7 protein-coding genes (1 of these 7 cut by a window edge) are annotated in these 21379 nt (G+C 69.7%); all 7 read left to right on the top strand.

Going from position 1 to position 21379, the window contains the following annotated elements; genetic code table 11:
* Nucleotides 1-6448: the 3' end of a non-ribosomal peptide synthase/polyketide synthase gene (locus ACJX2R_RS41410; RefSeq protein ID WP_413104253.1), read on the top strand. The gene continues 14195 nt to the left of window position 1, outside the view; only the last 6448 of its 20643 coding nucleotides appear in the window; its start codon lies off the left edge, out of view; its stop codon occupies nt 6446-6448.
* A gap of 1 nt (nt 6449) precedes the next feature.
* Nucleotides 6450-16718 (top strand): amino acid adenylation domain-containing protein, encoded by a 10269-nt coding sequence (locus ACJX2R_RS41415; RefSeq protein ID WP_413104254.1) that lies wholly within the window; start codon nt 6450-6452, stop codon nt 16716-16718.
* A gap of 19 nt (nt 16719-16737) precedes the next feature.
* Nucleotides 16738-17307, top strand: coding sequence for a hypothetical protein (locus tag ACJX2R_RS41420; RefSeq protein WP_413104255.1), 570 nt, complete (start codon nt 16738-16740; stop codon nt 17305-17307).
* Between the two features lie 310 nt (nt 17308-17617).
* Nucleotides 17618-18223, top strand: a complete 606-nt coding sequence (locus ACJX2R_RS41425; protein WP_413104256.1) for a hypothetical protein — start codon at nt 17618-17620, stop codon at nt 18221-18223.
* Nucleotides 18220-19374 carry an HlyD family efflux transporter periplasmic adaptor subunit gene (locus tag ACJX2R_RS41430; RefSeq protein ID WP_413104257.1) on the top strand — a complete coding sequence of 385 codons (1155 nt, stop codon included), beginning with the start codon at nt 18220-18222 and terminating at the stop codon, nt 19372-19374. The genes ACJX2R_RS41425 and ACJX2R_RS41430 overlap by 4 nt, the downstream gene beginning before the upstream one ends.
* Complete coding sequence (locus tag ACJX2R_RS41435) at nt 19371-20135, top strand: ABC transporter ATP-binding protein (RefSeq protein WP_385222855.1); 765 nt, start codon at nt 19371-19373, stop codon at nt 20133-20135. The genes ACJX2R_RS41430 and ACJX2R_RS41435 overlap by 4 nt, the downstream gene beginning before the upstream one ends.
* The gene (locus ACJX2R_RS41440; protein ID WP_262702582.1) at nt 20132-21334 is read left to right on the top strand and encodes an ABC transporter permease; all 1203 of its coding nucleotides are present in this window, start codon (nt 20132-20134) and stop codon (nt 21332-21334) included. The genes ACJX2R_RS41435 and ACJX2R_RS41440 overlap by 4 nt, the downstream gene beginning before the upstream one ends.
* Nucleotides 21335-21379: the final 45 nt, after the last annotated feature.

A 21379-nucleotide genomic window follows, 5' to 3' on the forward strand; every position in this document is an offset into this window, starting at 1 on the left:
GAATGCCACTGAGCGTTCGGTGTCCGGGGTGTCGTTGGTGGAGTTGTTCGCGGCGCGGGCGGCTGCTTGTCCGGATGCGGTGGCTGTGGTGGGGGTGGACGGCCGGGAGTGGTCGTATGGCGAGTTGGCCGAGCGTGCGGATCGGGTGGCGGGTGGTTTGGTTGCGCGGGGTGTGGGGCGGGGGGATTTGGTGGGTGTGGTGATGGAGCGGTCGGTGGAGTTGGTGGCGGTGTGGTTGGGTGTGGCGCGGGTGGGGGCGGGGTTTGTGCCGGTGGATGTGGGGTGGCCGGTGGCGCGGCGGGGGTTGGTGTTGGGGCAGGTGGGTTTGGTGGTGGCGGATCGGGGTCTTGGGGTGTCGGGTGCGGTGGCGGTGGATGAGTTGTTTGGTGGGGTGGAGGGTGTGCGGGTGCCGGGGGTGGTGGTTTCGGCGGAGGATGTGGCGTATGTGATGTTCACGTCTGGGTCGACGGGTGTGCCGAAGGGTGTGGCGGTCAGTCATGGTGCGGTGGCGGCGTTGGTGGTGGATGGGTGTTGGAGTGCGGCGGCGCGTGGGTGTGTGTTGATGCATGCGCCGCATGCGTTTGATGTGGCGGTCTTTGAGGTGTGGGTGCCGTTGGTCAGTGGTGGTCGGGTGGTGGTGGCACCGCCGGGCCAGCTGGACGCGGCGGTGTTGGCGGGTTTGGTGAAGGCGCATGGGCTGACGGCTGTGCATGTGACGGCTGGGTTGTTCGGTGTGTTGGCGGAGGAGTCGCCGGAGTGTTTGTCGGGGTTGGCGGAGGTGTTGACGGGTGGCGATGTGGTGCCGGCGGGTGCGGTGGCTCAGGTGAAGGCCGCTTGTCCGGGGATCGAGGTCCGGCATTTGTACGGTCCGACCGAGGCCACCCTGTGCGCCACGACATACGCGGTGGCCGCTGGGGCGGTGGCTCCGGCGGTGTTGCCGATCGGTCGGCCGCGCGACAACACCAAGGCGTTCGTCCTCGACGAGTACCTCAACCCCGTGCCCCCGGGCGTCAAGGGCGAGCTCTATCTCGCGGGTGCCGGGCTCGCTCACGGCTATCTCGGTCGGCCGGGCCTGTCGGCGGAGCGCTTCGTAGCGTGTCCGTTCACGGGTGGGCGGATGTATCGCACGGGCGACCTTGCGCGGTGGACGGCCGACGGTGAGCTGGTGTTCGCGGGTCGGGTGGATGAGCAGGTGAAGATCCGTGGTTTCCGGGTGGAGCCGGGTGAGGTCGAGGCCGTGCTCGCCGCGCATGAGAGCGTGGGTCAGGTCGCGGTCGTCGTGCGTGAGGACCGGCAGGGCGACAAGCGGCTCGTGGCCTATGTCGTACCCAACGGCAACGGCGAGGGTGGCCTGGCTGGGCTGCGGGATTACATGGCCGAGCGGCTGCCCGAGTACATGGTCCCGGCCGCCCTGGTCCCGCTCGACGCCCTCCCGGTCACCGCCAACGGCAAGCTGGACCGTGCCGCCCTCCCCGCCCCCGACTTCGCCGGTACCACCTCCGGCCGGGGCCCGGCCACTCCGACCGAGGAGATCCTTTGTGGGCTCTTCGCCGAGGTGCTGGGCCTGGAGAGGGTCGGCGCGGAGGACTCGTTCTTCGAGCTGGGCGGCGATTCTCTGCTCGCCATGCGGCTGCTCGCCCGGATCCGGTCGGTGCTGGACACCGACATCGGGATCGGCAGGCTGTTCACGGAGCCGACGGTGGCCGGGGTCGCCCGGCTGCTCGACGCCCGCGAGGACGGCGCCACCCGGGCCGCGCTGACGCCGCGGCCGAGGCCGGAGGTGCTGCCGCTCTCGTACGCCCAGCAGCGGATGTGGTTCCTCAACCGGCTCGAAGGCGTCGGCGAAGGCGCGGGCTACAACCTGCCGCTGGCGCTGCGGATATCGGGACACCTGGACATCGCCGCCCTGGAAGCCGCGCTGGGTGATGTCGCCGACCGGCACGAGAGCCTGCGCACGATCTTCCCCGAGACGGACGGTGAGCCCCGGCAGCAGGTGCTGGAGGGTGACGCGGGTCGGCCGCCGCTGATCGTCGTGGAGACCACACCGGACGAGCTCGGCGCCACACTCGCGGCGCACTCCGGGCGTGGCTTCGAGCTGAGCGCCGATCTGCCGTGGCGCATCCGGCTGTTGGCGACCGGGCCCATGGAGTACGTGCTGCTGCTCGTGGCGCATCACATCGCGGTGGACGGCTGGTCGATGGGCGTACTCGCCCGTGACATCGGCGTGGCGTACGCCGCCCGTCGGGCGGGTGGCACGCCGGGGTGGGAGCCGCTGCCGGTGCAGTACGCGGACTACGCGCTCTGGCAGCGCGAAGTGCTGGGCGACCTCGAGGACCCGCACAGCGTGATCAGCGGTCAGCTGGACTACTGGCGTGCGGCCCTGGCCGACGCTCCCCAGGAGCTGACACTGCCGACCGACCGGTCGCGCCCGCCCGCATCCTCCTTCCGGGGCGGCACGGTGCCCCTGCACGTGGCCGCCGAGACCCACGCCCGGCTGGTGGCGGCCGCCCAGCAGGGCAACGCCACCATGTTCATGGTCGCCCAGGCCGCACTGGCCGTGCTGCTGACCCGGCTGGGCGCGGGTACGGACATCCCCATCGGCACCGCGATCGCAGGCCGTGGCGACGAGGCCATGGACGCCCTGGCCGGGTTCTTCGTCAATACGCTGGTCCTGCGGACGGACGTCAGCGCGGACCCGACGTTCAGCGAGGTGCTGGCCCGGGTGCGGGAGACCGATCTGGCGGCGTACGCGCATCAGGACGTGCCGTTCGAGCGGCTGGTGGATGTGCTGAGCCCGGAGCGGTCGCTGGCGCGCAACCCGCTGTTCCAGGTCATGCTGGCGCTCCAGAACGCCGCGCCGGAGGAGTGGGAGCTGCCCGGCCTGGAGGTCGACACGCTGCCGTCGACCGCGGACCCCGTGGCCCGCTTCGATCTGTCGGTCACGCTGATCGAGCACCGTGATGGCGCGGGGGCGCCGGCGGGGTTGGGTGGGGCGTTGCTGTATGCGGTGGATTTGTTTGATGAGGGTACGGCTCGGGGGTTGGTGGAGCGGCTGGTGCGGGTGTTGGAGGCGGTGGCGGTGGATCCGGGGGTGCGGGTCAGTGAGATTGATGTGTTGGGGGAGGTGGAGCGGGCTCGGGTGGTGGAGGAGTGGAATGCCACGGGGGCTGTGGTGTCCGGCGGTTCGGTTGTGGAGCGGTTTGAGGCGTGGGTTGCGGCGGGGCCGGATGTGGTGGCGGTGCGGTGTGGTGGTGAGGCGGTGTCGTATGGGGAGTTGGATCGGTGGGCGAATCGGTTGGCGCGGTTGTTGACCGGGGTGGGTGTGGGTCGTGAGTCGCGGGTTGCGTTGTGTTTGCCGAGGTCGGTGGGGATGGTGGTGGCGGAGTTGGCGGTGTGGAAGGCGGGTGGTGCGTTCGTTCCGCTGGATCCGGAGTATCCGGCCGAGCGGTTGGGTTTTGTGATTGCGGACAGTGGTGCCGAGGTGGTCCTGGGTACGGCGGATTGCCTTGATGGCGTGCCGCTCGGTGATGCGCGTGGGGTTCTTTTCGAGGGTGCTGATGCCTTCTCGGCGGAGCCGTTGGGGACGGTGATTGCCCCGGACCAGTTGGCGTATGTGATCTACACATCGGGTTCGACGGGGCGGCCGAAGGGTGTGGCCGTCGCGCATGGTGGGGTGGCGAATCTGGCTGAGGCGATGCGTCCGGTGCTGGGCGTGGACGCGGGTGTGGTGGCGTTGCAGTTCGCCTCGTTCAGCTTCGACGCTGCCGTCCTTGATGTCGTCGTGACGCTGGCCGCTGGTGGCACTTTGGCGGTGGCGAGTGCGGAGGAGCGTAAGGATCCGCAGGTGCTGGCGGAGATGGTCGGCCGGTGTGGGGTGCGGGTGGCAAGCGTGGTGCCGTCGCTGCTCGGGGTGCTGGACCCGGATGCGGTACCCGGGGTGAGCAATTGGGTGTTGGGTGCGGAGCGGTTGAGTGCGGAGCTGGCCGGGCGGTGGTCGGCGGGTGCGCGGGTGTGGAACACCTACGGGCCGACCGAGGCCACCGTCATCACCACCGCCACCGCCACTCCGCTGGACGCCGTGCTGGAGGAGGCTCCGCCGATTGGCCGTCCCCTCCCCAACGCCCGTGTCTACGTACTCGACCAGTTCCTCAAGCCGGTGCCCGTAGGTGTCACGGGAGAGGTCTACATCGCCGGTGCCGGTCTGGCCCGGGGCTATATCGGTCGGCCAGGTCTCTCCGCGGAGCGGTTCGTCGCCTGCCCCTTCGCCTCCCCGGGTGGCCGGATGTATCGCAGTGGCGACCTGGCGAAGTGGACCGCCGACGGGGATCTTGTCTTCGCGGGACGGGTCGATGAGCAGGTCAAGGTCCGTGGTTTCCGCGTCGAGCCGGGTGAGATCGAGGCGGTGGTGGCCGCCTGTGAGGGTGTGGGTCAGGTCGCGGTGGTGGTCCGCGAGGACGGGCCGGGGGACAAGCAACTGGTCGCGTACGTGGTCCCCAACGGGGAGCTGGACGTGGCGGCGGTACGCGCGTTCGCCGCTGGGCGGCTGCCGGAGTACATGGTCCCGGCGGTCGTCGTGCTGGACGCGCTGCCGCTCACCGTCAACGGCAAGCTGGACCGCGCCGCGCTCCCCGCACCCGACGCCGCTGTCACCGTGGCGGGTCGGGGCCCGGCCACCCCCGCCGAAGAGATCCTCTGTGGGCTTTTCGCCGAGGTGCTCGGGCTCGATGAGGTCAGTGCCGATGCGTCGTTCTTCGAGCTCGGCGGTGACTCGATCATGTCGATGCTGCTGGTGTCGAGGGCGCGTAAGGCCGGTCTGGTGGTGAGCGCCCGGCAGGTGTTCGAGCGACGGACCCCGGCGGAGCTTGCGCTGGTGGCCCGTGATGCCTCTGCCCCCGGTGGCCCGGAGGGGAGTGGCGACCCGGGCACGGGTGAGGTGCCGTTGACCCCGGTGATGCATGAGCTGCTGGGCCGGGCCGGAGCAGAGCGTATCGGTGCGGTGTTCCAGTCCACGGCGGTGGTGGCTCCGGCGGGGATGCGGCTGGAGACGCTGACCGCCGCCGTGCAGACGGTGGTCGATCATCACGACATTCTGCGGGCGCGGCTGGAGACCCAGCCCGCCGCCCGCCTCCTCGTCCCCCCGACCGTGGCCGTGGCACCGTGGATACACCGGATCGATGCCGGTGCGGCCGGGGTTGACCTTGAGCGCCTGATCGCCGAGCAGTCGCGGGCGGCGGCGGATCGGCTCGATCCGCGGGCCGGGGTGATGATGCAGGTGGTCTGGTTCGACCTCGGACCGGACACCCCCGGACGGCTGCTGATACTCCTCAACCACCTGGTGGTGGACGGTGTCTCCTGGCGCGTCCTGGTCCCCGATCTGGCCGAGGCGTATACGGAGCTGGCAGCCGGCCGTGAGGTCGTGCTGGAGCCGGTGCCCACCTCCTTCCGGCACTGGGCCCGCGCCCTGAGGACCGAAGCCACCGGCCAACGACGGCTCGCCGAACTCCCTGTTTGGGCCCAGCAGTTGGGCGGTCACGACCCCCTCCTCACCTCGCGGCCCGTGGACCCGGAGCGGGACCTCGGCGCCACCGTCCGGCAGCTGTCGGTGAAGGTGTCCACGGAGGTCACATCGGCGCTGCTGACCAGCGTGCCGACGGCGTTCCACGCGGGCGTCGACGACGTACTGCTGACCGGCCTGACCGCGGCGCTGGCCGAGTGGCGCCGCCGCCAGGGCCAGGACACGGCCGAGGTCCTGCTGGATCTCGAAGGCCATGGGCGGGTCCCGCTGGCGGAGGGTGTGGATCTGACGCGTACGGTCGGCTGGTTCACCAGCGGCTACCCGGTGCGGCTGGACATCGGCGTCGCCGACGTCATGGAGCTGCGCTCCGGCGGGGCCGCGGCGGGACGGGCCATCAAGCGCATCAAGGAACAGCTCCGCGACGTCCCCGGCGATGGGCTCGGCTACGGGATGCTCCGGTATCTCAACCCCGAGACCGCGCCCACCCTCGCCGCCCTGCCCACCGCCCAGATCGGCTTCAACTACCTGGGCCGATTCCCCGGCCGACAGGACCAGAGCGAACAGGGCCAGCGGCGCGTCGAACAACATGCCTGGCAGACCGTGGGCGACGGCGGCCGAGGTGGCGGCGCCAACGACCGGATCCCGGTCATGCACGCCCTGGAGGTCATGGGCGTCGTCCACGACCTGCCCGACGGCCCCCAGCTCACCCTCGTCGTGTCCTGGCCGTCCGAGCTGCTGGTGGAGTCCGCTGTCCGCAGCCTGCTGGACGGCTGGGCCGCGATGCTCACCGGACTGACCACACACACCACGGACGTCGACGCCGACACCGGTATCGGTGGTTACACCCCCTCCGACTTCCCGCTCGTGGACATCAGCCAGAGCGAGTTGGACGAGTTCGAAGCGACAGCGCAGCAGATGGACGAAGGAGCTTGAGATGACCGACTCCGCTCTGGTGGGGGTATGGCCGCTGTCGCCGCTACAGGAGGGCCTGCTGTTCCATGCGGTGTACGACGAGGAGGGCATCGACGTCTACGTCGAGCAGATGATCACCGGCCTGGAGGGCGAGCTGGACCCCACGGTGCTGCGGGCGTCCTGGCAGGCGCTGCTCGACCGCCACGAGAGCCTGCGCGCCGGATTCCAGCGGCGCGCCTCCGGAGCCCCGGTCCAGCTCATCATGCGCCGGGTGACCCTGCCGTGGCGGGAGGAGGATCTGTCCGGGCTGGACGCGGATACCGCCCGTGCGGAGTCGGAGCGGCTGGGGATCGAGGAGCGGGAGCGGCGGTTTGACCTGGCGGTGCCGCCGTTGCTGAAGGTGTTGCTGGTCAAGGTCGGGCCGGATGAGTACCGGATGATGGTGACGCTGCATCACATCCTCTTGGATGGCTGGTCGCTGCCGGTGCTGATGCGGGAGTTGTGGACGTGTTACGAGGCCGGGGGCAGCGCACACGGTCTGCCGCCCGTCACCCCGTACCGCGAGTATCTGGCCTGGCTCGCCCGCCAGAACAAGGAAGAGGCCATGGCGGCCTGGCGGAAGACGCTGGTCGGGGCGGATGAGCCCACGCTGGTGGCCCCGGCCGAGTACAACGGGGCGCCGGCCCACTCCGCCACGGTGTCCGGCAGAGCCAGCAAGGAGCTGGACCAGGCGCTGCGCGACCTGACGCGCCGCTTCCACGGCCTCACCCTGAACACCGTCGTTCAGGCCGCCTGGGCCCTCGTCGTCGGCAAGCTGACCGGCCGACGGGATGTGGTCTTCGGCGCCAGCGTGGCCGGACGGCCGCTGGACCTGCCGGGCATGGAGAGCATGCTGGGGCTCTTCATCAACACCGTGCCCGTACGCGTCCGCTTCGACCCGGCGCAGCCGGTGGCCGAACTGCTGGCGGAGCTCCAGGCCGAGCAGGCGGCGCTGGTTGACTACCAGTACCTGAGCCTCAGCGACATCCAGCGGCAGGCCGGGCCCGGGGCGACGTTCGACACCATCATGGCGTTCGAGAGCTTTCCCTCGGGCGCGAACGCCCGGAAGCCGCCGGGCGACAAGCCATCGGGCGATGAGGTCTCGGGCGATGAGTCTGAACGACGCGGACCCGGCGGTCTGAAGTTCACCGAGCATGGACTCCGGGAGTCGATCAATTACCCGCTCGGCCTGGTGGTCGGCCCGAGCGGCGGCCTGGGCATGCGACTGAGCTACCGGCCGGACCTGTTCGACGAGGAGACGGCACAGGGGCTGGTCGACCAGGTGCTCCGGGTGCTGCGGCAGATGGCGGCCGATCCGGGGACGTTGGTCGGTCGGCTGGATGTGTTGGGGGAGGTGGAGTGGTCGCGGGTGGTGGCGGAGTGGAATGCCACCGAGACCGCATTGCCCGCCGGTTCGATCGTGGAGCGCATCGAGGCGTGGGTTGCGGCGGCGCCGGGTGCGATGGCGGTGCGGTGTGGTGAGGAGGCGCTGACGTACGGGGAGTTGGACGAGCGGGCGAATCAGTTGGCGCGGCTTCTGACCGAAGTAGGGGTCGGCCGGGAGTCGCGGGTGGCGTTGTGTTTGCCGAGGTCGGTGGGGATGGTGGTGGCGGAGTTGGCGGTGTGGAAGGCGGGTGGTGCGTTTGTTCCGTTGGATCCGGAGTATCCGGCCGAGCGGTTGGGTTTTGTGATTGCGGACAGTGGTGCCGAGGTGGTCCTGGGTACGGCGGATTGCCTTGATGGCGTGCCGCTCGGTGATGCGCGTGGGGTTCTTCTCGAGGGTGCTGATGCCTTCTCGGCGGAGCCGTTGGGGACGGTGATTGCCCCGGAGCAGTTGGCGTATGTGATTTATACGTCGGGTTCGACGGGGCGGCCGAAGGGTGTGGCCGTCGCTCACGGTGGGGTGGCGAATCTGGCTGAGGCGATGCGTCCGGTGTTGGGGGTGGACGCTGGTGTGGTGGCGTTGCAGTTCGCCTCGTTCAGCTTTGACGCCGCCGTCCTTGATGTCGTCGTGACGCTGGGCGCTGGTGGCACTTTGGCAGTGGCGAGTGCGGAGGAGCGTAAGGATCCGCAGGTGCTGGCGGGGATGATCGGCCGGTGTGGGGTGCGGGTGGCGAGTGTGGTGCCGTCGCTGCTGGGGGTGCTGGATCCGGATGCCGTGCCGGGCGTCGGCAATTGGGTGTTGGGTGCGGAGCGGTTGGGTGCGGAGCTGGCTGGTCGGTGGTCGGCGGGTGCGCGGGTGTGGAACACGTACGGGCCGACCGAGGCCACCGTCATCACCACCGCCACCGCGACCGCACTGAAGACCGGGCTGGAGGCCGCGCCCCCGATCGGTCGGCCGCTGCCCAACAACAAGGTGTTTGTGCTGGATCCGTTCCTCCGGCCGGTGCCTGTCGGTGTGAACGGCGAGGTCTATATCGCCGGTGCGGGCCTGGCCCGGGGCTACATCGGTCGGCCGGGGCTATCGGCGGAGCGTTTCGTCGCGTGTCCGTTCGCCGCCCCGGGCGGTCGGATGTATCGCAGCGGCGACCTGGCCAAGTGGACCGAAGAGGGTGAGCTGGTCTTCGCGGGGCGCGTCGATGAGCAGGTCAAGGTCCGTGGTTTCCGCGTGGAGCCCGGTGAGATCGAGGTGGTGGTGGCCGCCTGTGAGGGTGTGGGTCAGGTCGCGGTGGTGGTCCGGGAGGACGGCCCGGGGGACAAGTTGCTGGTCGCGTACGTGGTCCCCGGCGGGGAGCTGGATGTGGCGGCCGTGCGGGAGTTCGCGGCGAGGCGGCTGCCGGAGTACATGGTCCCGACCGTCGTCGTGCTGGATGCGCTGCCGTTGACGGTCAACGGCAAACTGGACCGAGCGAAGCTCCCGGCGCCCGATGCCACAGCCGCCGTGGCGGGCCGGGGTCCGGCCACCCCGAACGAAGAGATCCTCTGCGGGCTGTTCGCCGAGGTGCTCGGCGTGGAGCGGGTCAGCGCTGATGCCTCGTTCTTCGAGCTCGGCGGTGACTCGCTCCTGGCGATGCGGCTCATTGCCAGGGTTCGGGCGGTGCTCGACACCCGGATCACCATCCGTGAGCTCTTCACCGCCACCACGGTCGCCCTGCTCTCCCGCCGCATCGAGGAAGAAGGCGACGCGGACGGCCGGGCCCGCCCCGCGCTGCTGCCGTGCCCCCGGCCGGACACCGTACCGCTGTCGTACGCCCAGCGTCGGATGTGGTTCCTCAACCGCCTCGAAGGCGTGGGGGAAGGCGCGGGCTACAACCTGCCGTTGGCGCTAAGGCTTTCCGGCGAGCTCGACACGGTTGCTCTGGAGGCTGCCCTTGGAGACGTGGCCGACCGGCATGAGAGTTTACGTACGGTCTTTCCCGAGACCGATGGCGAACCGCGTCAGCACGTGCTGGCGGGTGGCGCCGGCCGACCGTCCCTCGTGGTCGTGGAAACGGCGGAGTGGGAGTTGCCACAGACACTGATGGCGCACTCCGCCCGAGGCTTTGACTTGAGCGTCGATCTGCCGTGGCGGGCCTGGCTGTTGAAGTTGGGTTCGTCGGAGTTTGTGTTGTTGATCGTGGCGCATCACATCGCGGTTGATGGTTGGTCGATGGGTGTGTTGGGTCGGGAGATCGGGGTGGCGTATGGGGCGCGGCGGGTGGGGCGTGTGCCGGGGTGGGGGTCGTTGCCGGTGCAGTATGCGGATTATGCGTTGTGGCAGCGTGAGGTGTTGGGGGATCTGGAGGATCCGGAGAGTGTGATCAGTGGCCAGCTCGGTTACTGGCGTGAGGCGCTGGCCGGTGCGCCGGAGGAGCTCGTCCTGCCCGTGGACCGGTCCCGGCCCGTCGTGTCCTCCTTCCGTGGCCGATCCGTGCCGGTCCGGGTGAGCCCGCAGGTCCACGCCCGGCTGGTGGCGCTCGCCCAGCGCGGGCGGGCCACGATGTTCATGGTCGTCCAGGCGGCGCTGGCGCTGTTGCTGTCGCGGATGGGTGCGGGGAAGGACATTCCGGTGGGTACGGCGGTGGCGGGGCGTGGGGATGCGGCCTTGGACGGGCTGGTGGGGTTCTTCGTCAACACGCTGGTGTTGCGGAGTGATGTGAGTGGCGATCCGAGTTTTGTGGAGTTGTTGTCGAGGGTGCGGGAGGTGGATCTGGACGCGTATGCCCATCAGGATGTGCCGTTTGAGCGGGTGGTGGAGGACCTTAATCCTGCTCGGTCGTTGGGGCGTAATCCGCTGTTTCAGGTGTCGTTGGGGCTTCAGGGGGCGCCTGGGGGTGAGGGGCGGTTGTGGGATCTGCCGGGGTTGCGGGTGCGTCCGTTGGAGTCGGGTGCGGAGGCTTCGGCGCGGGTGGATCTGGCCCTGGATTTGGCCGAGCACCGCGATGGCGACGGCAATCCGGGCGGGATCCGCGGGGCGTTCCTGTATGCCACCGATCTCTTTGACGAGCAGACGGTGGAGGCACTGGCCGAGCGGCTGGTGCGGGTGTTGGAGCAGGTCGCTTCGGATCCCGCGGCTCGGGTGAGTGAGGTCGCCGTGCTGGGTCCGGGCGAGCGGGAGCGGGTGCTGGAGGGGTGGAACGCCACCGAGCGGGAGGTTCCCGTGCGGCCGTTGGGTGAGCTCTTCGACGAGCGGGCCGAGCTGTCGTCGGATGCGATGGCGGTGGTTGGTGCGGGTGGTGAGGAGTGGTCGTATGCGGAGTTGAGGGGGCGGTCGGAGCGGGTGGCGTGGGTGTTGGCCGGGCGGGGTGTGGGGCGCGGTGATCTGGTGGCTGTGGTGTTGGAGCGGTCGGTGGATGTGGTGGCGGTGTTGTTGGGGATTGCCAAGGCTGGGGCGGGGTTTGTGCCGGTGGATCCGGCGTATCCGGTGGAGCGGATCGGGTGGATGGTCGAGGACTCGGCGCCCGCGCTGGTCCTCTGCTCCGAGGAGACACGGCGGCTGGTTCCGGCCGGGGTGGAGTGCTTGGTGTGGAATCCGTCGGATGCGATGGCGGAGCCCGCGCCCGCGGTTTCGGTGGATGTCGATGATGCGGCGTATGTGATCTATACGTCGGGTTCGACGGGGCGGCCGAAGGGTGTGGCGGTGACGCATCGCGGTATCGGGAATCTCGTCAGCGCGCAGATCGAGCGGTTCGCGGTGGGGGCTGATGCGCGGGTTTTGCAGTTGGCGTCGCTGAGCTTTGACGCTTCGGTGTGGGAGATGTTCATGGCGTTGCTCTCGGGCGCCGCGCTGGTGATGGCGGACTCGGACAGGCTTCCGCCCAATGGGTCGTTGGGCGAAGTGGTGGCGGAGTTCGGTGTCACGCATGTGACGGTGTCGCCGTCGGTGCTGGCTACGGTGGAGGAGTTGCCGGAGTGCTTGGGCACGGTGGTGGTGGCCAGTGAGGTGTGTCCGCCGGGGTTGGTGGAGCGGTGGGCGTCGGGGCGGCGGATGGTCAATGCGTATGGTCCGACCGAGGTGACCGTGTGCGCGACGATGAGCGAGCCGTTGGAAGCGTCCGGCGCGGGCCCGGTGCCTATCGGGCGGCCCATCACCAATACCGCTGTCTATGTGCTGGACGAGCGTTTCCACCCGGTCCCCGTTGGGGTGCTGGGTGAGCTGTATGTCGCGGGGCCGGGCCTCGCGCGTGGCTATCTCGGTCGTCCCGGGCTGACGGCGGAGCGTTTCGTGGCGTGTCCCTTCACGGGCGGGCGGATGTATCGCACGGGTGACTTCGCCAAGTGGACCGCGGATGGTCAGCTCGTTTTCGGTGGCCGTGTGGATGACCAGGTGAAGGTGCGTGGTTTCCGGGTTGAGCCCGGTGAGATCGAGACTGCTCTCGCCGCCCACCCGAGCGTCGGCCAGGTGGCGGTGATTGCCCGGGAGGACCGCGCCGGGGACAAGCGGCTGGTCGCCTACATCGTTTCGGATGACGCGGTGGAGGTGTCCCAGTTGCGGACGTTTCTCGCTGATCGGCTGCCCGATTACATGGTTCCGGCCATGTTTGTGACGGTCGGCGCGCTGCCCATTACGGTGAACGGCAAGCTGGATCGGTCCGCTCTCCCCGCTCCCGACTTCACTGGTGCGGCGATGGCGGGGCGTGGACCGCAGACGCCGACCGAGGAGCGTTTGTGTGCGTTGTTCGCCGAGGTGCTGGGTTTGGAGGAGGTGGGTGCCGAGGCGTCGTTCTTCGAGCTGGGTGGCGACTCGATCCTGGTGATGAAGCTGATCGCGCAGATCCGTGCCGTCCTCGGCGCCGAAGTCAGCATCCGTGCGATGTTCACCGCTCCGACCGTGGCCGACGTGGCCCGACTGCTCGACGGTACGGAGGACGGCACCGCCCAGCAGGCACTGACCGCTCGGCCGCGCCCGGAGGTGCTGCCGCTGTCGTACGCCCAGCAGCGGATGTGGTTCCTCAACCGCCTCGAAGGCGTCGGCGACGGAGCGGTATACAACCTCCCGCTGGCGCTCCGGCTCTCCGGGGAGCTCGACGGGGTCGCTCTGGAGGCGGCGCTCGGGGACGTGGCCGACCGGCACGAGAGTCTGCGTACGGTCTTTCCCGAGACCGATGGCGAACCGCGTCAGCATGTGTTGACGGGCGAGGCGGGCCGGCCGCCGCTGATCGTGGTGGAGACCGCGGAGGAACACCTGCGGGAGGTACTCGGCGGCTATGCCGCCCGAGGCTTTGACCTGAGCGTTGATCTGCCGTGGCGGGTGCGGTTGTTGAAGTTGGGTTCGTCGGAGTTTGTGTTGTTGATCGTGGCGCATCACATCGCGGTTGATGGTTGGTCGATGGGTGTGTTGGGTCGGGAGATCGGGGTGGCGTATGGGGCGCGGCGGGTGGGGCGTGTGCCGGGGTGGGGGTCGTTGCCGGTGCAGTATGCGGATTATGCGTTGTGGCAGCGTGAGGTGTTGGGGGATCTGGAGGATCCGGAGAGTGTGATCAGTGGCCAGCTCGGTTACTGGCGTGAGGCGCTGGCCGGTGCGCCGGAGGAGCTCGTCCTGCCGACGGATCGGCCCCGGCCTGCGGTGTCGTCCTTCCGCGGTGGCGAAGTGCCGGTCGCCATCACCGCGGAAACCCATGCCCGGCTCACGGAGCTCGCTCAACGGGGCGGGGCGACGATGTTCATGGTGATGCACGCCGCCATCTCCGCCCTGCTGTCGCGGATGGGTGCGGGGAAGGACATTCCGGTGGGTACGGCGGTGGCGGGGCGTGGGGATGCGGCCTTGGACGGGCTGGTGGGGTTCTTCGTCAACACGCTGGTGTTGCGGAGTGATGTGAGTGGCGATCCGAGTTTTGTGGAGTTGTTGTCGAGGGTGCGGGAGGTGGATCTGGACGCGTATGCCCATCAGGATGTGCCGTTTGAGCGGGTGGTGGAGGACCTTAATCCTGCTCGGTCGTTGGGGCGTAATCCGCTGTTTCAGGTGTCGTTGGGGCTTCAGGGGGCGCCTGGGGGTGAGGGGCGGTTGTGGGATCTGCCGGGGTTGCGGGTGCGTCCGTTGGAGTCGGGTGCGGAGGCTTCGGCGCGGGTGGATCTGGCCCTGGACTTGGCCGAGCACCGCGATGGCGACGGCAATCCGGGCGGGATCCGCGGGGCGTTCCTGTATGCCACCGATCTCTTTGATGAGCGGACGGTGGAGGCACTGGCCGAGCGGCTGGCGCGGTTGCTGGAGCGGGTGGCGGCCGACCCTTCCGTTCGGGTGAGTGAGTTCGAGGTGCTTGGCGGCGCGGAGCGGGAGCGGGTGCTGGAGGAGTGGAACGCCACCGAGCGGGAGGTTTCCGTGCGGCCGTTGGGTGAGCTCTTCGACGAGCGGGCCGAGCTGTCGTCGGATGCGATGGCGGTGGTTGGTGCGGGTGGTGAGGAGTGGTCGTACGCGGAGTTGAGGGAGAGGACGAACCTGGTGGCGTGGGTGTTGGCCGGGCGGGGTGTGGGGCGCGGTGATCTGGTCGCTGTGGTGTTGGAGCGGTCGGTGGATGTGGTGGCGGTGTTGTTGGGGATTGCCAAGGCTGGGGCGGGGTTTGTGCCGGTGGATCCGGCGTATCCGGTGGAGCGGATCGGGTGGATGGTCGAGGACTCGGCGCCTGCGCTGCTCCTCTGCTCCGAGGAGACACGGCGGCGGGTTCCGGCCGGGGTGGAGTGCCTGATATGGGATCCGTCCGCAGTCCAATCCGCGGACGCGACCCCGGCGCCGGTGGTCTCCGTGAGCGTGGACGACGTGGCGTATGTGATCTATACGTCGGGGTCGACGGGGCGGCCGAAGGGTGTGGCGGTGACGCATCGCGGTATCGGGAATCTCGTCAGCGCGCAGATCGAGCGGTTCGCGGTGGGGGCTGATGCGCGGGTTTTGCAGTTGGCGTCGCTGAGCTTTGACGCTTCGGTGTGGGAGATGTTCATGGCGTTGCTCTCGGGCGGCGCGCTGGTGATGGCGGACCCGGACAGCCTTCCGCCCAACGGCTCGCTGGGCGCGACGGCCTCGGCGCTGGGTGTCACGCATGTGACGGTGTCGCCGTCGGTGCTGGCTACGGTGGAGGAGTTGCCGGAGTGTCTGGGCACGGTGGTGGTGGCCAGTGAGGTGTGTCCGCCGGGGTTGGTGGAGCGGTGGGCGTCGGGGCGGCGGGTGGTCAATGCGTATGGTCCGACCGAGGTGACCGTGTGCGCGACGATGAGCGAGCCGTTGGAGGCGTCCGGCGCGGGCCCGGTACCCATCGGGCGGCCCATCACCAACACCCGGGCATACGTCCTCGATGAGCGTCTGCACCCCGTCCCCGCGGGTGTGCTGGGAGAGTTGTATGTCGCGGGGCCGGGCCTCGCGCGTGGCTATCTCGGTCGTCCCGGCCTGACCGCGGAGCGCTTCGTCGCGTGCCCCTTCACGGGCGGGCGGATGTATCGCACGGGTGACTTCGCCAAGTGGACCGCGGATGGTCAGCTCGTTTTCGGTGGCCGTGTGGATGACCAGGTGAAGGTGCGTGGTTTCCGGGTCGAGCCCGGTGAGATCGAGACTGCCCTCGCCGCCCACCCGAGCGTCGGCCAGGTGGCGGTGATCGCCCGGGAGGACCGCGCCGGGGACAAGCGGCTGGTCGCTTACATCGTTTCGGATGACGCGGTGGAGGTGTCCCAGTTGCGGACGTTCCTTGCTGATCGGCTGCCCGACTATATGGTCCCGGCCGCGTTTGTGGGGCTGGAGGCGCTGCCTATCACGGTGAACGGCAAGCTGGACCGGTCCGCTCTCCCCGCTCCCGACTTCACTGGTGCGGCGATGGCGGGGCGTGGTCCGCAGACGCCGACCGAGGAGCGTTTGTGTGCGTTGTTCGCCGAGGTGCTGGGTTTGGAGGAGGTGGGTGCCGAGGCGTCGTTCTTCGAGCTGGGCGGTGACTCGATCCTGGTGATGAAGCTGATCGCGCAGATCCGTGCCGTCCTCGGCGCCGAAGTCAGCATCCGTGCGATGTTCACCGCTCCGACCGTGGCCGACGTGGCCCGACTGCTCGACAGTACGGAGGACGGCACCGCCCGCACCGACTCCGACGACACGGGCCTGTTGCTGCCGCTCCGGACCGAAGGCGACCGCCCGCCCGTGTTCTGCGTCCACCCGAGCACCGGGCTGGGGCGCTGCTACGCGGAACTCACGGACCACTTGCCGCCGGACCGCCCGGTCTACGCGTTGCAGGCTCGCGGCTTCGGCACGGGTGAGTCACTGCCGGGGACGGTCGAGGAGATGGCCGCGGACTACGTGGCGAGGATCCGGACCGTGCGGCCGGCCGGGCCCTATCACCTCCTCGGCTGGTCGTTCGGTGGCACCGTGGCCCATGCGATGGCGGCGCTGCTCCAGGAGCAGGGCGAAACGGTGGACCTCCTGGTCAGCCTCGATGGCTACCCCGGCGTAGACGAGGCGGAGCCGACCGCCGAGCCCGCCGAGCCCGCTGACGAGCCCGCCGAGCCCGCCGCCGAGCCCGCCGAGCCCGCCGAGCCCGCTGACGAGCCCGCCGAAGGGCCCCGCGGTGGGCGGCGCAAGCGAGTGCGGATGCTCTCCGAGATCCAGAGGGTCAACGCCAACAACAACCGGCTGCTCCAGCACCACACGCCCTGCGTCTTCCGCGGAGACCTGCTGCTCTTCGTCGCCACGGAGGGTCGGCCCGCGTCGGCTCCCGCGCAGCTTGCTCCGGACAGTTGGGTGCCGTACGTGGACGGGCATGTCGAACCGGTCCGGATCGCCTCCGATCACGACGGGATGCTCACCGGTGAGCCCCTTGAAACGATCGGTCGGCTCATTTCCGCGCAGCTGCTGACGAAGAATTAGGAGAGGGTGGAGAGAAAATATGGACGAGAAGGAGAACGCGGCCGCGGGCGAGCCGCCCGAGGGCACGCGTCGACAGGGCAGATTAGCCATTCTGCTCGTTTCGCTGGGGGCCGCTCTGGCGATCGCGATGGTGGCGGGTGGATTGGGTTTCGCGCTCGGCTCCGACGATTCCCCGAAGTCCTCCGGCAGCGCAGGGGCGGGGGACAAGAGGGCCAAAAGCATGGCCTTCGTCGAGTGCCTTCGGGACAACGGCGTGCCGGACTTTCCCGATCCCGCCGCGGACGGCTCGATTCTGCTCGACCCGAGCAGCGGTATCGACGTCAAGGGCGCTGCGTACAAGAAGGCGGAGAAAGCCTGCGAGCGGCTGATGCCCGAAGGGCGCCGGGCTTCCCCGCCGCCCGGCGGGATGCCCGATCTGACGAAGTACGTGGACTGCATGCGGAAGAACGGCGTACCCGACTTCCCCGATCCGAAGGGCGGCGGCTTCGCCCCCGAGGAGGCCGGGATCGACGTCAAGTCGCCCGAGTTCCGGGACGCCCACAAGGCCTGTCAGCAGCACCTGCCCGCTGGGGCGCCGGGCCCGGCGTAACCCGCGCGGTCCCGCCCCGGCTTTCCCCGCCCCGCCCTGCCCCGCCCCACCCGGCCCCGCGTAGGCCCACGTCGGCCTTCCGCACGTAACTCCGCGCGGTGCCCTGCCGGGCGCAGCCTCCGCCCCGGGCCGCCGGACCACCCGTCCGGCGGCCCGGGGCTTCCGCCTGCCCGAGGGAGCAGGGCTTCCGCATGTCCGGCGCGCCGGGACCCCTGCGTCTCAGGCCGTAACCCCCACTGAAACCTCGGCGAAACCGCCCCCTCGCTAAAACAGGAGGTACAGGAAATCCCGAAGGAATGGGGACAGTGGCATGGTGGTTATCACGGAGCGGCCGTCGGATGGCAGTGCCGCACCCAAGAAGAGGCTGCGGCGCACCACCGCACTGGCGGCGCTGCTGACCGGGGTCGCCTTGCTCGCCACTGCCTGTGGCGACAATGACGAACCCGATAAGAGCGTGGCCAGCGTGGGCTCCGGGAAGGGCTCGCAGTCCAAGAAGCCGGAGGCCGGTACACAAGGGGACGGGCTGAAATTCGCGGACTGCATGCGGAAGAACGGCCTACCCGATTTCAAGGACCCGAAGCCCGGCGAGGGCATGGGCGCCGGAATCGACCCGCAGTCGTCGGAGTTCCAGAAGGCCGAGAAAGCCTGCAAGCAGTACATGCCGGCCCCGCCCCCGCAGGAGGGTGGCGGCGGTCCGGGCGATGTGTGGCCGACCGAGGACAAGCTCAAGTACGCCAAGTGCATGCGCAAGAACGGCGTGCCCAGCTTCCCCGACCCGGACGAGAGCGGTGGCTTCAAGCTGGAGGTCGACCCGACCACTCCGCAGTTCAAGAAGGCGGAGGACGCCTGCAAGCAGTACCAGCCCGAGTCCCTGCGCAACATGGAGCCCAACAAGCCCGGTGGGGGCTCGGCGTGAGTGCGACCCAGACCCCGACCGAGGACGAGGAAGCCAGCCCCCCGGAGCGGCAGAGCGCGCCACCACCGGCGCGGCGCAAGCGGCGCGGACTGACCGCGATCGTCGTCGTGGCGATCGTGGTCGCGGCGGGCGCGGGCGTCGTCGTGGCCGACCCGTTCAAGAAGTCCGAGAAGGACTCGTCGGCCAGGACCAGCGCCCCCACCGGGCTGGCGAAGGTCACCCAGGGGTCGTTGTCGGCCCGCACCCTGGAGAACGGGACGCTCGGCTACGCGGGTTCGTACGACGTCGTCAACAACGCCAAGGGAACCATCACCAGGCTGCCAGCCGTGGGCGATGTGATCAGCCAGGGCGAGGTGCTCTACCGGGTGAGCGGCAAGCCGGTGGTGATGCTCCAGGGCGCCGCCGAGCCGGTGTACCGCGAGCTGGCCTACGGCGCCGAGGGCGCCGATGTGCGGCAGCTAAACGCCGCGCTCGTCAGCCTCAAGTACGCCACCAAGGCACAGATCGACCCCGACTCGGACTACTTCAGCATGCAGACCTACTACGCCCTCAAGGAGCTCCAGGAGAACGTCGGCCTGAAGGAGACGGGTGAACTGTCGCTTGGGCAGGCCGTGTTCCTGCCCGCCGAGGAGGTCCGGGTCATCAAGTCCGGGGCCGTACGCGGTGGCCCGGCCGGGCAGGGGCAGAGCGTGCTACAGGTCTCCTCGACCAAGCGGCAGGTCACCGTCGAGCTCAACGCCAGCCAGCAGACCGGAGTGGCGGTCGGCGACAAGGTGACCATCACCCTCCCGAACGGCAAGTCGACCGACGGCGAGGTGTCGTCGGTGGGGAAGGTGGCGAAGCAGGCCGACGACAAGACCACCATCGAGGTGCAGATCAAGCCGAAGGACCCGAAGGCCACGGGTGGACTCGACCAGGCGCCCGTCCAGGTGGCCATCGTCTCCGACACCGTGAAGGACGTGCTGTCGGTGCCGGTGAACGCGCTGTTGGCGCTCGCCGGGGGCGGTTACGCCGTCGAGGTCGTCGGCGTGGGCGGCAAGCACAAGCTGATCCCGGTGCGCACCGGGCTCTTCGACGACAGCGCGGGCAAGGTGGAGGTCAGCGGCGCCGGGCTCGAGGTCGGCCAGAAGATCGCGGTGCCCGCGTCATGACCGGCGTGGAGACCGAGACGCGGCCGGTCGACGTGCGGACCACCGGCGAGGCGGTGCTTCAGCTGGAGGACGTGACCAAGGTCTATCCCGGCGCCTCCCCGGTCGTGGCGCTGGACGGGGCCGGATTCACCATCCACCGGGGCGATTTGGTGGCCATCGTGGGCCCCTCCGGCTCCGGCAAGTCGACGCTGCTGCAAGTGATGGGCACCCTGGACCGGCCGACGTCCGGAACGGTACGGGTCGTCGGGGAGGACGTGGCCGCGATGTCCGACCGGGCGCTGGCCGGGCTGCGCGCCACCCGGATCGGCTTTGTCTTCCAGCAGTTCTTCCTGGCCGAACACGCCACGGCGCTGGAGAACGTGGCCGACGGGATGCTGTACTCGGGCGTCCGGCGCCCGGCCCGGCTGTCGGCGGCCGCCGTGGCCCTGGACCGGGTCGGCCTCAGCCACCGGATCCACCACCGGCCGTCGCAGCTGTCGGGTGGCGAGCGGCAGCGGGTCGCGATCGCCCGCGCCCTGGCCGGTGATCCGGCGATCGTGCTGGCCGACGAGCCCACCGGCAACCTCGACAGCGTCGCGGGTGCCGCGATCTTCAAGCTGTTCAAGGAGCTCAACGCCGAGGGCACCACCATCGTCATGATCACCCACGATCGGGAGCTGGCCGCCCGGCTGCCGCGCCGGATCGAGGTACTCGACGGCCACATCGTCGCGGACGTCATGTCGGCGGAGGACCCGCTGGACATCGAGAGGCGGTTGCCATGACCTCCACGGCCCCCGCCCCCGGCCGGCTCCACCCCGCCGACCTGGGCCGGACCGCCAGCGTGGGCCTGCGCACCCGCCGGATGCGGGCCGCCCTGTCGGCGCTGGGCATCGCCATCGGCGTCGCCGCGATGGTGGCGGTGCTCGGGCTGTCGTCCTCCTCACAGGCCGGGCTGCTCGCCGAGATCGACAAGCTGGGCACCAATCTGCTGAAGGTCACTCCGGGCCAGTCGCTGGGTGGCGGGGACGCCAAGCTCCCCGTCGAGGCGCCGGGCATGATCTCCCGGATCGGCCCGGTCGAGGCGGTGCAGAGCACCGGCAAGACCGACGCCGAGGCGTACCGCAGCCCGCACATCCCGACCCTCAACACCAACTCCCTCTCGGTGAACGCCGCCAGCCTGCGCCTCCCGGCCGCGGTGCGCACCTCGATGGCCCAGGGCAGATACCTCAACGCCGCCACCGCGCGGCAGCCGGTGGCCGTCCTCGGCTGGGACGCCGCCAGCCGGCTGGGCATCTCCCGGATCCACCCGGGCATGCGCGTCTGGGTCGGCGGCCAGTGGTTCTACGTGTCCGGGGTGCTCAAGCCCGCGAAGCTGACCCCGGAGATCGACTCGGCGGTGCTGGTGGGCTACGAGGCCGCGAAGAAGTACCTGGACTTCGACGGCCACCCCTCCACGGTGTACGTACGGTCGGACACCGACCAGGTCAAGGAGGTCCGCAACGTACTGGCCGCCACGGCCAACCCGCAGAACCCCAGCGAGGTCAGTGTCACCCAGCCGTCGGCCGCGCTCGAGGCCCGGGCCGCCGCGCGGTCGGCGCTGGACGGACTCTTCCTCGGGCTGGGAGCGGTGGCCCTGCTCGTCGGGGGCATCGGCGTGGCCAACACCATGGTGATCTCCGTGCTCGAACGCCGTTCGGAGATCGGCCTGCGGCGGGCGCTCGGCGCCACCCGTGGCACCATCCGGTTGCAGTTCCTCTCCGAGGCGATCCTGCTCGCCATGCTCGGTGGCGCGGTCGGGGTGGTGCTGGGCACGCTGGCCACGTTCGTCTACGCGGGCGTCAAGGGCTGGGAGACCGTCGTCCCGGTGCTCGCCTGGGCGGGTGGACTCGGCGCGGCCGTGGCCATCGGCGCCATCGCCGGGCTGCTGCCCGCCCTGCGGGCGGCCCGGATGCCACCGACGGAGGCGCTGCGCACGGTCTGAACCGAGCCGCCCGGCACCGTGGATCCCCCGTCCCGGTGCCGGGCT

The sequence above is a fragment of the Streptomyces sp. Inha503 genome (genome assembly GCF_047215865.1).
Classification (GTDB): domain Bacteria; phylum Actinomycetota; class Actinomycetes; order Streptomycetales; family Streptomycetaceae; genus Streptomyces; species Streptomyces lycopersici.

Bases quoted from the DNA above. Each gene is read 5' to 3' on its own strand.
- ACJX2R_RS41420 (WP_413104255.1), top strand. From the start codon at position 16,738: ATGGACGAGAAGGAGAACGCGGCCGCGGGCGAGCCGCCCGAGGGCACG.
- ACJX2R_RS41440 (WP_262702582.1), top strand. From the start codon at position 20,132: ATGACCTCCACGGCCCCCGCCCCCGGCCGGCTCCACCCCGCCGACCTG.
- ACJX2R_RS41425 (WP_413104256.1), top strand. From the start codon at position 17,618: ATGGTGGTTATCACGGAGCGGCCGTCGGATGGCAGTGCCGCACCCAAG.
- ACJX2R_RS41415 (WP_413104254.1), top strand. From the start codon at position 6,450: ATGACCGACTCCGCTCTGGTGGGGGTATGGCCGCTGTCGCCGCTACAG.
- ACJX2R_RS41435 (WP_385222855.1), top strand. From the start codon at position 19,371: ATGACCGGCGTGGAGACCGAGACGCGGCCGGTCGACGTGCGGACCACC.